This window comes from Actinopolymorpha cephalotaxi (assembly GCF_013408535.1).
In the GTDB taxonomy this organism is placed as follows: domain Bacteria; phylum Actinomycetota; class Actinomycetes; order Propionibacteriales; family Actinopolymorphaceae; genus Actinopolymorpha; species Actinopolymorpha cephalotaxi.
The window spans coordinates 4,361,514-4,375,917 of sequence record NZ_JACBZA010000001.1; the positions used below are offsets into that span (position 1 = coordinate 4,361,514).

The window sequence follows — 14,404 nt, forward strand, 5'->3', positions numbered from 1 at the left end:
CCGTAGTTTCGCGACCATGCGCGTCCAGGTCGTCACCGTCAACCACGGCACCACCGAGTACGCCGACCTGTTCCTGCGGTCGCTGCTCGCCCACCATCCCGACCGCTCCGAGCTGGCGGTCCTTGTGCTCGACAACGAGTCGGGCGACGTGCACCGGCTGGACTGGGCCAGGGCGCTCGGCGTCCGCATCCGCGCCTCCGGCTGGTCGCTCGACGCCTCCGTCAACACCCACGGCGAGGTCCTCCGCGCCGCCGTGCTCGCCGAACCCGACTGCGACGCGTACCTCTTCGCCGACAGCGACGTGTGCTTCGTCACCGACGACACCGTCGGCGCCATGGCGCGCGAACTCGCCGCGAATCCCGGCGCGTTCGCCGTCGAAGCCGTCTGGGCGAACGAGGACGGTACCGTCTTCCACCATCGCGCCGGTCCGCCGATGGGCAGGAGCCGGATTCGGGAGTCGGTGCGGTTCGCCGGCGGTGACTGGGGCGAGCCGTACGAGTTCGACGTCGACTACGGCGACCGCGTCCATCCGTTCTGTGTGCTGGTACGCAACGACGCACCGTTCCGCACGACGGTCGAGCTGCTGGGCCTCTCGCCGGCGATGACCCAGTGCGTTCGCGGAGGGATGTTCTGGGACACCTTCGGCCTCCTCACCCAGGTGATGAGGACCCACGGCCGGGTGTGGGTCACGTCGACTCAACAGGTCGTCCACTTCGCCGGAGCGAGTTGGCAACCCGAGTGGGCCGCGGACAAGGCGGCCCGCAGGGACGCACTGATGGGCCGCTATCCCCTGGACCGCCTACGGTGAGCATGGTGACGGACCACGCGGTGCTGGCGGAGTCGGCGTACTGGCAGATCCTGCGGCCCGGGCACGCGCTCACCGATGGGCACGTGGCGCTGCGGCTGAACGTCGGCGCTGCGATCGACGACCCGCAGGTCGCGGCCGACCTGCTCCACACTTACCGAACCACCTGCGCGGGTCTGCGCGCGGTGCTCGGGTGTGACGGGTTCGGGGTGAGCTTCGCCTGGTCGTGGGTCCCGGCCGGTGACGGGATCGGTGAGCCGCGCGCGGAGTGGGGGCAGCCGGCGATCCACGTCTTCGGGCGTACGCCGAACGAGCGGGTGAAGCCCGTCCGGGTGATGGCGCAGCCGGTGCACGCACGCCCCGCGGCCATGCGGCCCTCCGAGCGGACGCGGCTCGACCGCCGGCTGGCCGGCGCGTTCGCGGCCCACGCCGATGGTGCGCCCCGCCCCGACAGCGACCCGAACCCGGCGGGCTGTGACGGCTGCGGACCCGAGGTTGCCCGCGACCAGGAGCTATGGCGGGCGGACGGCGTACGCGTGATCCGGCCGCGCGCGCCACTCACGGAGGCGAACGTCCTCGTCCTCCCGATGCGCCACGTGGTGAGTCCGGCCTCGCTGCGGCCGGCCGAGGTCGTGTCGTACGCCGAACGCCTGCGCGAGGTGCGCGCCCACTTCGGCGACAGGTTCGGCGCGACCGGGCTGAGCTGCTTCCTCAACGACGGGGCTCGCGCGGGCCAGGAAACGCCTCATGTCCACGTGCACGTCTTCGGGCGTTCGGCCGACGAACCGCGGAACCCGTTCGAGGTGCTCGCCCGCCGCATCGGGGTCGTCCGGGAATCACGCCCGGGCAGCTATCGCCTCTCCTAGCATGAGCGAGTACTCATCACCCGGGGGGCATCATGACGTCCGAGCTACACCGAAAACCCTGCGCGGCAACGCGTTTCGTCACCGACGAGGACGACGGGACGACTCTGCGCGAGACCGGCGTCTCGGTGATCGTGGTGACGTACCGGAACGCCGAACACATCGCGGGCTGCGCGGAGGCCCTGCGGAAGGCCCTTCCGGCCGTACCCACCGAGCTGATCATCGTCGACAACGACTCCGGTGACGGCACCGCGGACGCGGCCCGCGCGGCGGTCCCGGACGCGACCGTCGTCGAGAGCGGACGCAACGGCGGCTTCGCGTTCGGCTGCCATGCCGGCGCGGCACGTGCTCGCGGGCGCCGGCTGTTGTTCCTCAACCCCGACGCCGAGCTCGCACCGGGCTGCGTCGAGGCCCTCCTGGACGCCGCGCGAAGCAGCCCCCGCGCCGGCATCGTCGGCGGTCGCTGCGTGCAGGCCGACGGCACCGACGACCCGCGGTCGTGGTGGGGGCGGCCCACGCTGTGGTCGCTGTTCTGCTTCGCCACGCTGGCGACCACCCTGCGGCCGGGGAGCACCGTGTTCGACCCCGAGACGCCGCAGCCGTGGTCGGCGCCGGACGAGGTCCGCCAGGTGCCGATCGTCGCCGGCGCGCTGATGCTCGTCGACCACGAACTGTGGGAACGCACGGGAGGGCTCGACACCGCGTTCTTCATGTACGGCGAGGAGGTCGACCTGTGCCTGCGCGCCGCCCGGCTGGGCTACCGGCCGACGGTGACCGGGCGGGCGGTGTACCAGCACCCGGGTGGGGCCTCGTCCTCCGGCGCGGGCAAGCACCTGATGCTGTTCACCGGTAAGGCGACCATCGTCCGCAGGCACCTGCCCCGCGGTCTGCGCCGCATCGGACTCGCACTGCTGCTGACCGGGGTGGGCCTGCGCGCCGTGCTCAGCCGGGTGACGCGGGCGCGGCCGGAACGCCAGGGCCGCCCGACCGTCGACTCCGACCTGTGGCGGGTGCTGTGGACGCGCCGCCGGGAGTGGATCCGCGGCTGGTAGGCGGTCTACGCTCCGTCGGGCGCGCGGGCCGTCAGGCGCGGCTGCTCTCGTCGCGCAGCCACACGGAAGTGTCGGCCGTGCGGGCGCGCCACTTGGCGACCAGCGCCACGGTGACGAACACCCCGAGCGGACCGACCAGGTGGGGTTCCCGTCGAGCCATGCCGAGCAGGTCGGCATACCGCGTGCGGGCCGATCCCCCGGCCTGGTCCAGGCCGAGGCTCTCCAGTTGCGTCACCCCGGTGGCCGCACGCACCCGCCGCCGCACCAGGTCCTGCCAGGTGCCGGGCGGGTGGACGACGACCTTCGCGTCCGGCACCACCGTCCGCTCCCCGGGAGCGAACGCCTGGGACATGGCCAGGTCGTCGGCCATCACCCGCGGCAGGGCGGCCAGCCGCTCGTACCCGCGTTCGCCGACCCCGACCACACCCCGGCCGAACAACCCTCGGCGTACCTCCGGCAATCGTTCCCACACGCGGTAGTACCAGCGCACCGCCCACGGCCGTCCGGACGTTCGCAGCTCCCGCACGGGGCCGGCCGCGAGCACGTCGGAGGACGTCAGAACCCTTGCCAGAGCACGAATGTCGTCCGGGCCGAGCTCGACGTCGGCATCCACGTAGATGCGGGGAAAACCGCGCGCGGCCTGGTCGCCGATCCGCAACGCCTCGGCCTTGGACGCGCGGTCGGTGTCGATCACGCGGACGGGAAAGGAGGCGGCGATCCGCGCGGTGTCGTCCGAACAGCCGTTGGGAACCACGACCACGTCGAACTCACCCGATGGCACGTCGCGCAGCAGACCCGCCAGCAAACGGCCAATCACCTGCGCCTCGTTGTGCGCGGGGATCACAATACTGATCACGTTCGCAGTATGGGCGACGCGCAGATGGTGCGCCGCCGAATCACTTGTTCCACAGGAACTGTGGGAGCTCTGGGGGGAATCGTGGGTGGAGGACATCGTGGGTGAGGCACGCGTGCATCCCGGCGCGGACGTCGACGAGCGGGCCACGCTCGGCGCGGACACCACCATCTGGCACCTGGCGCAGGTACGCGAACACGCCGTCCTCGGCAGCGACTGCATCGTCGGCCGGGGCGCCTACGTCGGGCCGGGCGTGCGCATCGGTGACCGCGTCAAGCTGCAGAACCACGCGCTGGTGTACGAACCCGCCGTCCTGGAGGACGAGGTGTTCGTCGGCCCGGCCGTGGTGCTGACCAACGACCTCTATCCGCGGTCGGCCGACGTGGACGGCAAGCTCAAACGGCCCGACGACTGGGACGCGCTGGGAGTCACGGTGCGACAGGGCGCGTCCATCGGTGCGCGCGCCGTCGTGGTCGCCGGTCACACCATCGGCCGCTGGGCCCTGGTGGCCGCCGGCGCCGTGGTGACCAGGGACGTGCCGGACTTCGCGCTGGTGGCCGGCGTGCCCGCCCGGCGGATCGGCTGGGTGGGACGTGCGGGCGAACCACTCACCCCGGTTGACGATTCCGGAGACGGCGTACGCCACTGGAGCTGCCCGCGCACGGGCGAGCGTTACCTGGAGCGCGACGGCTACCTGACGTACGACGAGGCGTGACACCGAACGCGGAAAGGTGGCCTGGGTCGGCCACCACCGCGCTGGCTCACGACATCGCGATGTCACTGCTGTACGTGACGATTCGATCCGATTCCACGAAAACGCCTCCAACGGGGCGAACGGTGTCCGAAGATCGTCGCAGTGACCACGGGGCCGAGCTCACCGCGCCGGACTCGTGGGTTCCTGCCCGCGGCAGTCGATCCTGACCCGGCAACCACCGATGCACCTCCGAGCGTCGCCGCGGCGTGCCCGAACGACGACTCGGCACACCTGAGAACGCAGCAAAAGAAGGGACTCCGATGAATCCCATCGGCCTGGCTGTGATCGGCGCCGGTTACTGGGGACCCAACCTGGTGCGCAACGCACAGGCCACTCCTGCCCTTCGGCTGGAGTGGCTGTGCGACCTGGACACCGACCGCGCCCGGTCCGTACTCGGCCCCTACACCACGGTCGGTACGACCGACTCCTACGAGCAGGTGCTCACCGACCCGAACGTCGCGGCGGTCGCCATCGCCACCCCGGCGGCCACCCACTTCGACCTGGTGCGGGCCGCTCTGGAGGCCGGAAAGCACGTCCTGGTGGAGAAGCCGCTCACCCCGTCGTCCGCGGACGCGGCGAAACTGGTCGACCTCGCCGAGCAGGCCGGGCTGACGCTGATGTGCGACCACACCTACTGCTACACGCCGGCGGTACGCAAGATCCGCGAACTGGTGCACGGCGGTGAGATCGGCGAGGTGCAGTTCGTCGACTCGGTACGCATCAACCTGGGCCTGGTGCAACCCGACGTCGACGTGCTGTGGGACCTCGCCCCGCACGACCTGTCCATCCTGGACTTCGTACTTCCGCCGGCGATGCGCCCGGTCGCGGTGGCCGCACAGGCCGCCGACCCGATCGTCGCCGGACGTGCCTGCGTCGCCTACCTCACGGTGTGGTTCGGCGACCAGACGTTGGCGCACGTGCACGTCAACTGGCTCAGCCCGACGAAGATCCGTACGACGGTGATCGGCGGATCGCGGCGCACCATCGTGTGGGACGACCTGAACCCGCAGCAGCGGGTGACGGTGCACGACCGCGGCGTCGACCTCACCCCGGCGAGCCACCTGGGGCCGGAGGAACGCCGGGCCGCGCTGATCTCCTACCGCGTCGGCGACATCCAGGTTCCGGCGCTGCCGGAACGGGAGGCACTGCGGTCGGTGATGGAGGAGTTCGCCGCGGCGATCGGCGAGGGCAGGCCCGCGTTGACGGACGGGCGAGCCGGCCTGCGGGTCGTCCGGTTGCTGGAGGCCGCGTCGCGCAGCATCGCGGCCGGTGGATCGAAGGAACTCGTCGAGGGGGACGACTGATGATCGAGGGAAGCCGCTGCCTGGTCACGGGGGGCGCGGGCACGATCGGATCGACGATCGTGGACCAACTGGTGGCGGCGGGGGCCGCCGAGGTCGTGGTGCTGGACAACCTGGTGCGCGGGCGGCGGGACAACCTGACCGCCGCGCTGGAGTCCGGCCGGGTGCACCTCGTCGAGGGCGACATCCGCGACCGCGCGCTGCTGCGCTCGTCGATGGCCGGCACCGACCTGGTGTTCCACCAGGCGGCGATCCGGATCACCCAGTGCGCGGAGGAGCCCCGGCTCGCGCTGCAGGTGCTGGTCGACGGCACGTTCGAGGTGATCGAGGCGGCCGCCGATCTCGGCGTACGCAAGCTGGTGGCCGCGTCGTCGGCGTCGGTATACGGGCTGGCCGAACAGTTCCCGACACCGGAAACCCAGCACCCGTACGACAACGACACGTTCTACGGCGCGGCGAAGGCGTTCAACGAGGGCATGTTGCGCAGCTTCCACGCGATGCGCGGACTCGACTACGTGGCCCTGCGCTACTTCAACGTCTACGGCCCGCGGATGGACATCCACGGCCTCTACACCGAGGTGCTCATCCGCTGGATGGAGCGCATCGAGTACGGCAGGGCGCCGCTGATCCTCGGCGACGGCCTGCAGACGATGGACTTCGTCTACACCGACGACATCGCCCGGGCCAACCTGCTGGCGGCGCGGGCGGACGTGACCGACCAGGTGTTCAACATCGGGTTCGGCGCCGAGACCAGCCTGCGGGAGCTGGCCGAGGCCCTGATGCGGGTGATGGACGCGGAGGACCTCGGCTTGGAGTTCGGCCCGGCGCGCGCGGTGAACGGCGTGACGCGGCGGCTGGCCGACATCTCCCGTACCCACCAGGCGCTGGGCTGGAAGCCCGAGGTCGACCTCGAGGAAGGCCTTCGCCGGCTGGTGGCCTGGTGGCGGGCCGAGCGGCGGGTCCCTGCGTGATCGTCTTCTTCGCCGGCTCCGCGTACGACGGGGTGGCCGGCACCGACCGGCACCTCGCCGACGAGCTCAGCCGGCAGCGGCCGGTGCTGTACGTCGAACCGCCGTGTTCGGTGCTCACCCCGCTGCTGCGTGCGCGCCCGGTGGCAGCGATCCGCGCGAGCTCGATGCGCAGTCCGGCGCTGCGGGAGGAAAGACCTGGGCTGTGGCGGCTGGTACCACGGGTGCTGCCAGGTGCGCAGCGTCCCGGCATGCACCACGTCACCACCCGGTGGACCCGTGCCAAGGTGCGGCGCGCGGCGGCCCGGATCGGTCAGCCGGTGACGGCGGCGATCGCCACCGTCTCCGAAGACCTGCTGGATGCGGTCGCGGGCGTGCCCACGATGTACTTCGTCACCGACGACGGTGCCGCCGGTGCGGAACTGCTGGGACTGCCGCGCCGGCGGCTGCTCGCGGCCGAGCGGCGCCAGGCGGAGGCAGCCGACGTGCTCGCCGTGGTGTCGCCGGTGCTGAGGGAACGCTTCGCCGCGATGGGACTGGACGCGGCGGTGGTGCCGAACGGCTGCTCGCCCGATGCCTACGAAGGAGTGGACGAGGCGCCCTGGCCGGACGACGTACCACGCTTCGACCGACCGGCCGCGGGGTTCGTCGGCAACCTCAACGGCCGGCTCGACCTCGACCTGCTGGAAGGGGTCGCCGACGCCGGGCATCCCCTCCTGCTGGTCGGCCCGCGGCAGCCGTCCTGCCCGGCGGAACGGTTCGCCGCGCTGACCGCGCGCCCGAACGTGGTGTGGACGGGGATGCGGCCGCACACCGAGCTGCCGCGTTACCTGCGGGCGATCACGGTGGGGTTGACGCCGTACGTCCTGAACGACTTCAACCGGGCGAGCTTCCCGCTGAAGACGCTGGAGTACCTCGCCGCCGGGCGCGCGGTGGTCTCGACCGCGCTGCCGGCGACGGACTGGCTGCGCGAGGACGCCGAGGGCGCCGCCCTGATCAGGGTGGAGTCCTCACGGGAGGCGTTCGTCAAGGCGGTCGGCGACGAGCTGGCCGCGGCCGCCGAGTCAGGCAACACCGAACCAGGCAAACCTGAACAGAACAAGGGCGAACACAGCATGGCCGGTCGTCGTCGCGCGTACGCCGCGCGGCACGACTGGAAGCATCGGGCCCGCGAGATCGCGGGCCTACTGGACCAAGTGGGGGGACCACGTGATTCCGGTGATCAGGCCCGTTCTGGGCGATGAGGAGGCGGCGGCGGTCGCTGAGGTGGTGCGCTCCGGATGGGTGGCGCAGGGCCCGCGGGTGGCCGCGTTCGAGGAGGCGTTCGCGGACCGGATGGGCGCCGCGCACGGCGTGGCCACCTCGTCCTGCACGACCGCACTGCACCTTGCGCTGCTGCTGGCCGGGGTGGGGCCCGGCGACGACGTGGTGGTGCCGTCGTTCTCGTTCATCGCCACCGCCAACGCCGCGCGCTACGTCGGCGCGCAGCCGGTGTTCGCCGATGTCGACGCGACCACCGGCAACGTCACCGGCAAGACCGTCGAGGCGGTGCTCACCGAACGGACCCGCGCGGTGATCGCGGTGGACCAGGCCGGGGTTCCGGTGGACCTGGACGAGCTGCGAGCGGTGTGCGACCCGCGGGGCATTCCGATGGTCGAGGACGCCGCGTGCGCGGCCGGCTCGGTCTACCGCGGCCGCCCGGTGGGGGCCGGTGCCGAGCTCACCGCGTGGTCGTTCCACCCCCGCAAGCTGCTGACCACCGGCGAGGGCGGGATGCTCACGCTGGCGTCGGAGGACGTCGCCCGGCGGGCGCGGCGGCTGCGCGAGCACGGGATGAGTGTCAGCGCCGCCGACCGGCACGCCAGCGGCACGGTCGTCATCGAGGAGTACCTCGAGACCGGCTTCAACTTCCGGATGACCGACCTGCAGGCCGCACTGGGCCTGGTCCAGCTGACCCGGCTGACCGAGGTGGTCGAACGCCGCCGGGACCTGGCCGCCCGCTACCAGCGTCTGCTCGCCGACGTGCCGGGTGTTCTCACCGTGCGCGACCCGCTGTACGGGCGGACCAACTACCAGTCGTTCTGGATCGAGCTGCCGGAGGACTTCCCGGTCGGCCGGGACGCGTTGCTGGAACGCCTGCTGGCGGCCGGCATCTCCGGCCGGCGCGGGATCATGGCCGCGCACCGCGAACCCGCGTACGCCACCTCGGCCTCGGGCCGCAACGCCGACCTGCCGGTGACCGACCGGCTCACCTCCCGGTCGCTGATCCTGCCCCTCTTCCACGAGCTGACCGAGGAAGAACAGGACCGCGTGGTGCACGTGATCGCCACCGCGGCCACGCGATGAAGGTCCTCGTCTACCCGCACGCGATGGAGCTCGGCGGCAGTCAGCTCAATGCCGTCGAACTCGCCGGGGCGGTCCGTGAGCTCGGCCACCAGGTGACGGTGATCAGCGAGCCCGGTCCGCTGGTGCAACGCGTGGTTGACATCGGCCTGGAGCACCTCGAGCTGCCCGCCGAACGCCGGCGGCCCTCCCCCACCACCGTGCGCCTGTTGCGTTCCCTGATCACCGAACGCGGGTTCGACGTCGTGCACGGGTACGAGTGGCCGCCCGGGGTGGAGGCGTACTTCGCCGCGGGCCGGTGCCGCGACGTCGCCGCCACCTGCACGGTCATGTCGATGTCGGTCGCGCCGTTCCTGCCGGCGGACCTGTCGCTCGCGGTGGGTACGGCGCAGATCCGGCTGTCCGTGCTGGAGCAGCGCTTCCAGCGGCGTGGCGGAGGCCGGCACTCCGGTCGCGGCTTCGACCCCGCCCTGGTGAACCTGCTCGAACCACCCGTGGACCTGGCCGCCAACCGGCCCGGCCATCCGGCTGACGGGTTCCGTGCGCAACACGGGCTTGACGACCCCGCCGACACCGGTCTGCTGGACGTGGTGGTGGTCTGCCGGCTGGTCCCGGAGCTGAAGCTGGAAGGCGTTCTGACCGCGGTCCACGTGATCGGTGAGCTGGCCCGCGAGCTGCCGCTGCGGCTGGTGGTCGTCGGCGACGGGCCCGCACGCGAGCAGGTGGAGGCCCGGGCGGCCGCCGCCAACAAGCGGGCCGGCCGGCGCGCCGTCGTACTCACCGGCGCCCTGGACGACCCGCGGCCCGCCTACGCGGCGGCGTCGATCACGCTCGGCATGGGCGGCTCCGCCCTGCGTGCGCTGGCGTTCGGGCAGCCGCTGATCGTGCAGGGCGAGGACGGGTTCTTCGAGCTGCTGACCCGGGAGTCGAGCAGGAGGTTCCTGCGCCAGGGGTGGTACGGGCTGGGCGGGGACGGCGCCGCCACCCTGGCGCGGATCCTGCGCGAGCTCGCCACCGACGAGGCGCGGCGAAAGGACCTGGCCGACTTCGGCCTGCACCTGGTCACCGAACGCTTCAGCCTCGAGGGCGCCGCGCTGCTCCAGGAGGCCATCTACCTGGACGCGCTGGAGCGCGCGGCCACCGGGCGGCCGAGGGCCGCGCGGGAGGCGGCACGCACGATCGGCGGCGTCGTCACACACAAGGTCCGCCGGCGGCGGGATCGGCGCCGCGGGACCGCGGCCGCCGACGACTTCAACCAGCTGAGGGATCGGGGGAGCCGGCGGTGAGGTTCGCGATCCGCGAGGACGACCCGTTGTTCGCCCGCGCGTTCCGGGCGGTCGGCTGGAGCTTCGCCAGCACCGCCGTGTCCCGGCTGGGCACCCTCGTGATCGGGATCGCGCTGGCCCGCATCCTCGGGCCGCACGAGTTCGGCGCGTTCGCGGTGGCGATGGTCGCGTTGCTGGCCGTCGTCAGCTTCAACGAGCTCGGCGTCTCCCTCGCGATCGTGCGCTGGCCGGGTGACCCGAGGGAGATCGCGCCGACCGTCGCGACGATATCGGTGGTCGCCAGCGTGCTCGTGTACGTCGGCTGCTTCCTCGGGGCGCCCGCGTTCACGGCCGCGATGGGTGCGCCCGACGCCGCCGGCGTGGTCCGCGTGCTGACCTTCAACGTGGTGATCAACGGGCTGGTGGCGGCGCCGGTCGCCGGTGTGCAACGTGCCTTCCGCCAGGACCGCAAGATGATCGCCGACCAGGTGAACAACTGGGCCGGCGCAGCGGTGTCGATCGGGCTGGCACTGCTCGGAATGGGAGCGATGAGCCTGGCGGTCGGCCGGCTCGCCGGCGCGCTGACCTCCGGTGTGCTGTACGTGCGCTTCTCGCCGCTGCCGCTGCGGCTCGGGTTCGACGCCGGGGTGGCCCGCAGGCTGCTGCGGTTCGGCCTGCCGCTGGCGGGTTCGAGCCTGGTGCTGTTCGCCGTGGGAAGCATCGACCAGTTCGTCGTCGGCAAGGTGCTGGGCGCGACAGCACTCGGTTTCTACGTCCTCGCGTTCAACCTGTCCAGCTGGCCGGTGCAGATGTTCTCCCAGCCGGTACGCGGCGTCGCCCCGGCCGCGTTCGCCCGGCTGCAGGGCGACCTGCCGGCGATGCGGCGTACGTTCCTGTCCACGGCCGGGCTGCTCGCCGGCCTCACTCTTCCGGTCTGTCTGCTGCTGAGCGGGTCCGCAGAGCCGCTGATCCGCTTCGTGTACGGCGATTTCTGGTCCACCGCCGCGCACGGGCTGGTGTGGCTCGCGCTGTTCGGCGCGTTCAGGATCCTGTTCGAGCTGATGTACGACTACTTCGTCGTGCTCGCCCGCAGCCGGGCCGTGTTCACCATCCAGCTGCTCTGGCTGGCCGCGCTGGTGCCCGCCCTGGTGGTCGGTGCCCGGCTCGGTGGCATCGCGGGGGTGGGCGCCGCACACGTCCTGGTCGCGGCGGTGCTCGTACTCCCCCTCTACCTGTGGGAACTGCACCGCCACGGCATCCGCCTCGCCGCCGTCACCAGAGGGCTCGGCCTGCCGGTGCTGGTGTCCGCCGGGGTGGGCGGGGCCGCCGCCCTCGCCCACCGGATTATCCCGTTCGACCTGCTCGCGCTGACGTTGGCCGGAGTGGTCGCGGCGGTCGCGGTGGCGGCCCTGCTGTATCGCATGCGTGGCGTGCTCACCGATCTCAAAGGGATGGAGCAACCCGATGCCGGCACCCCGTGACCTGGTGATCGTGGGCAGCGGCGGCTTCGCCCGCGAGACCGCCCAGCTCGCGGCCGTCCACCCCGGTTGGCGTCTCGTCGGTTTCTGTGACGACGCGCCGGCGACGCACGGCACCGTCGTGGACGGCGTCCGGGTGCTCGGCCCGGTCGACGAGACCGTCGAGAGGACGGTCCGGCGTACGGACGCACAGCTCGTGGTGTGCGCCGGCAACCCGCGCGACTACGGCAGCCGTGCCCGGATCGTCGCCCGGCTGGACCGGCTGGGAGTCCGGGCCGACCGGTACGCCACCCTCGTCCACCCGGCGGCCTCGGTCGCGCCGTCGTGCACGCTCGGGCCCGGCTGCGTGCTGCTGGCCCAGACCGTGCTCACCGCGTCCGTACGGCTGGGTGCACACGTCGCGGTGATGCCGCACGTCACCCTCACCCACGACGACGTGGTGGGCGACCACGTGACCATCGCGTCCGGCGTACGCCTCGGAGGGGGCGTCCGGGTGGGCGCCGGGGCCTACCTCGGTGCCGGTGCGATGGTGCGGGAGAGGCTCGAGATCGGGCCCGGATCCCTTGTGGGCATGGGCTCTGTGGTCCTCGACGACGTTCCGGCCGGGCAGGTCTGGGTGGGCTCGCCCGCACGCTTCCTGCGTACCACCACGTCACCAACGCAGCACGCACACACCATCTCTGGGGGGATGACATGACCACTGTTCCGTTCGTCGACCTGCGGGCGGCGCACACCGAGATCGACACCGAGGTGCGCGCCGGCTTCGACCGGGTGCTGGCGGCCACGGCGTTCGTGAAGGGACCGGACGTCGCGGCGTTCGAGGAGGAGTACGCCGCGTTCAGCGGAGTCGCGCACTGCGTCGGGCTCGGCAACGGCACCGACGCGATCGAGCTCGCGCTACGAGCCGCCGGGGTGGGCCCGGGCACCGAGGTCGTCGTACCCGCGAACACCTTCGTGGCCACCGTCGAGGCGGTCGTGCGCGCCGGCGCCCGGCCCGTCCTGGTCGACGTCGACAAGGACACCCTGCTGATGGATCCCGGGTACGCGGCGGCCGCGATCGGCCGGAGGACGCGCGCGATCGTGCCGGTGCACCTGTACGGGCGGCTGGCGCCGGTCGCCGAACTGCTCGACCTCGGCCCCACGGTGGTCGAGGACGCGGCCCAGTCCCAGGGCGCGGTACGCGACGGTCGCCGGACGGCCGGCACGCTCGCGGCCACCAGCTTCTACCCGGGCAAGAACCTCGGCGCCTACGGTGACGCCGGTGCCGTGGTGACCGACTCCGCCGACCTCGCCCGCGCCGTGCGACTGCTCGCCGACCACGGCAGCGAACGCAAGTACGTGCACGAGACGCTCGGGTTCAACTCCCGGATGGACACCCTGCAGGCCGTGGTGCTGCGGGCCAAGCTGCGCCGGCTGGAACGCTGGAACCGGCTGCGTGCGGAGGCCGCGGCGCGCTACGGCGAGCTGCTGGCCGGGCTGCCGGGACTGGTGCTCCCGGAGGCGGGTGCCGACGGCGAGCACGTCTGGCACCTGTACGTCGTACGGGTGCCCGACCGGGAAAGCGTCACCGCGGTGCTCGGCGAGCTGGACGTGGCGTACGGCATCCACTATCCGGTCCCGGTCCACCTGACCCCGGCGTTCCGGTCGCTCGGCTACGGGGCAGGCGACTTCCCCGTCACCGAGGAGGCAGCCGGGCAGATCCTGTCGTTGCCGATGTTCCCGCAGATCACCGTGTCCCAACAGGAACAGGTTGCTCAGGCCGTCCGCAAGGCGCTGGGCTGAGCCCCGCGATGAGACGCCTGCGCGTTCGGGCCGCGACCGTGGTGACCCTCGCCGCGGTCGCGGCCCTGGCCGGATGCACCGCCGACGCGGCCGAGCGTCCCCGCGTACGGCTGCCCGCCTCTCCCCCCGCGCACTCCACACCTCCGGTGGCGACACCTCCGGTGGCGCGGCCGGGTGTGAATCCCTGGCCTACAAGGGCGGAGGTCGGCGTACCCAAGGGCACCCGGCTGACCCCGACCGGTCCGTTGCGGATCACCCGGGACAACACCGTCGTCGACGGGCACCTGGTCCGGCAGGAGATCAGCGTCGAGGCCGACAACGTCACCGTCCGCCGCACCCGGCTCATCGGGGCCGGCGAGTGGGGAATCATCCAGCGTGAAGGCTTCTCCGGCCTGCGGGTCGAACGCAGCGAAGTGCGCGGCGACGGCCGGCACAAGATGCAGGTCGCGATCCTCAACTACGGTGGCGCGCTGACCGTCCGCGACAGCTACCTGCACACCACCACCGACGGCATCGACACCCCGCACGGCCTGATCGACCACAACATCATCAGCGGGCTGAAGTACTTCCCCGGCGACCACAACGACGGCATAGCCTCACCGAGCGGGCCGGCGAGCGGGAGGTCGCTGGTGATCCGGCGCAACGTCATCGCCAACCCGCTCGGCCAGACCTCCGCGGTCGCGTTGTTCCAGGACTTCGGCCGGCAGTACCACGTGACGGTGGAGCGCAACCTGCTCGCCGGTGGCGGCTACTCGGTGTACGGCGGTGCCGGGAGGTACGGCCGGCCGACCGACATCCGGATCGTCGGCAACGTGTTCAGCCGCACGATCTTTCCCAAGGGCGGCTACTGGGGCCCGGTCACCGCGTACGACCCCCGCGGCCAGGGCAACGTGTGGCAGAACAACACCTGGCCCGACGGGAGGCCGGTCCAGCCCTGAGA

Annotated in this window: 14 protein-coding genes; 13 read left to right on the forward strand and 1 reads right to left on the reverse strand. The window is 72.0% G+C overall.

The annotated features are described in order from the left end of the window. Nucleotides 1–16: 16 nt before the first annotated feature. The 3 genes from FHR37_RS19280 to FHR37_RS19290 are packed head-to-tail and all read left to right on the forward strand — an operon-like array spanning nucleotide 17 to nucleotide 2,720. A complete protein-coding gene (locus FHR37_RS19280; protein WP_092885127.1) occupies nucleotides 17–808 on the forward strand; it encodes a glycosyltransferase family 2 protein in 792 nt (263 codons plus the stop codon). 2 nt (nucleotides 809–810) lie between these two features. After that, complete coding sequence (locus FHR37_RS19285) at nucleotides 811–1,671, forward strand: HIT family protein (protein WP_092885129.1); 861 nt, start codon at nucleotides 811–813, stop codon at nucleotides 1,669–1,671. Nucleotides 1,672–1,703: 32 nt separating this feature from the next. After that, complete coding sequence (locus tag FHR37_RS19290; protein WP_092885132.1) at nucleotides 1,704–2,720, forward strand: glycosyltransferase family 2 protein; 1,017 nt, start codon at nucleotides 1,704–1,706, stop codon at nucleotides 2,718–2,720. A gap of 31 nt (nucleotides 2,721–2,751) precedes the next feature. Here FHR37_RS19290 and FHR37_RS19295 read toward each other — a convergent pair whose 3' ends face one another. After that, on the reverse strand, nucleotides 2,752–3,576 hold the full coding sequence (locus FHR37_RS19295) for a glycosyltransferase (protein WP_092885134.1): 825 nt from the start codon (nucleotides 3,574–3,576) through the stop codon (nucleotides 2,752–2,754). 97 nt (nucleotides 3,577–3,673) lie between these two features. Between FHR37_RS19295 and FHR37_RS19300 the strand changes: the two genes are divergently transcribed. The 10 genes from FHR37_RS19300 (at nucleotide 3,674) to FHR37_RS19345 (ending at nucleotide 14,402) form a co-directional block, all read left to right on the forward strand. Next, nucleotides 3,674–4,288 (forward strand): acyltransferase, encoded by a 615-nt coding sequence (locus tag FHR37_RS19300; protein ID WP_092885473.1) that lies wholly within the window; start codon nucleotides 3,674–3,676, stop codon nucleotides 4,286–4,288. Nucleotides 4,289–4,587: 299 nt separating this feature from the next. Beyond that, nucleotides 4,588–5,631, forward strand: a complete 1,044-nt coding sequence (locus tag FHR37_RS19305; RefSeq protein WP_092885136.1) for a Gfo/Idh/MocA family protein — start codon at nucleotides 4,588–4,590, stop codon at nucleotides 5,629–5,631. Continuing rightward, on the forward strand, nucleotides 5,631–6,599 hold the full coding sequence (locus tag FHR37_RS19310; RefSeq protein ID WP_092885138.1) for an NAD-dependent epimerase/dehydratase family protein: 969 nt from the start codon (nucleotides 5,631–5,633) through the stop codon (nucleotides 6,597–6,599). The genes FHR37_RS19305 and FHR37_RS19310 overlap by 1 nt, the downstream gene beginning before the upstream one ends. Then, a complete protein-coding gene (locus FHR37_RS33210) occupies nucleotides 6,569–7,840 on the forward strand; it encodes a glycosyltransferase (protein WP_092885140.1) in 1,272 nt (423 codons plus the stop codon). The genes FHR37_RS19310 and FHR37_RS33210 overlap by 31 nt, the downstream gene beginning before the upstream one ends. Next, complete coding sequence (locus FHR37_RS19320) at nucleotides 7,815–8,942, forward strand: DegT/DnrJ/EryC1/StrS family aminotransferase (RefSeq protein ID WP_269086093.1); 1,128 nt, start codon at nucleotides 7,815–7,817, stop codon at nucleotides 8,940–8,942. The genes FHR37_RS33210 and FHR37_RS19320 overlap by 26 nt, the downstream gene beginning before the upstream one ends. Next, complete coding sequence (locus FHR37_RS19325; protein ID WP_092885144.1) at nucleotides 8,939–10,225, forward strand: glycosyltransferase; 1,287 nt, start codon at nucleotides 8,939–8,941, stop codon at nucleotides 10,223–10,225. The genes FHR37_RS19320 and FHR37_RS19325 overlap by 4 nt, the downstream gene beginning before the upstream one ends. After that, nucleotides 10,222–11,685, forward strand: a complete 1,464-nt coding sequence (locus FHR37_RS19330) for a lipopolysaccharide biosynthesis protein (protein ID WP_092885146.1) — start codon at nucleotides 10,222–10,224, stop codon at nucleotides 11,683–11,685. Before FHR37_RS19325 ends, FHR37_RS19330 begins: the two co-directional genes overlap by 4 nt. After that, on the forward strand, nucleotides 11,669–12,379 hold the full coding sequence (locus FHR37_RS19335) for a NeuD/PglB/VioB family sugar acetyltransferase (RefSeq protein WP_092885148.1): 711 nt from the start codon (nucleotides 11,669–11,671) through the stop codon (nucleotides 12,377–12,379). The genes FHR37_RS19330 and FHR37_RS19335 overlap by 17 nt, the downstream gene beginning before the upstream one ends. Then, on the forward strand, nucleotides 12,376–13,464 hold the full coding sequence (locus FHR37_RS19340) for a DegT/DnrJ/EryC1/StrS family aminotransferase (protein ID WP_092885150.1): 1,089 nt from the start codon (nucleotides 12,376–12,378) through the stop codon (nucleotides 13,462–13,464). The genes FHR37_RS19335 and FHR37_RS19340 overlap by 4 nt, the downstream gene beginning before the upstream one ends. An 8-nt stretch (nucleotides 13,465–13,472) precedes the next feature. Next, a complete protein-coding gene (locus FHR37_RS19345) occupies nucleotides 13,473–14,402 on the forward strand; it encodes a right-handed parallel beta-helix repeat-containing protein (protein ID WP_092885152.1) in 930 nt (309 codons plus the stop codon). The last annotated feature ends 2 nt before the right edge of the window (nucleotides 14,403–14,404 follow it).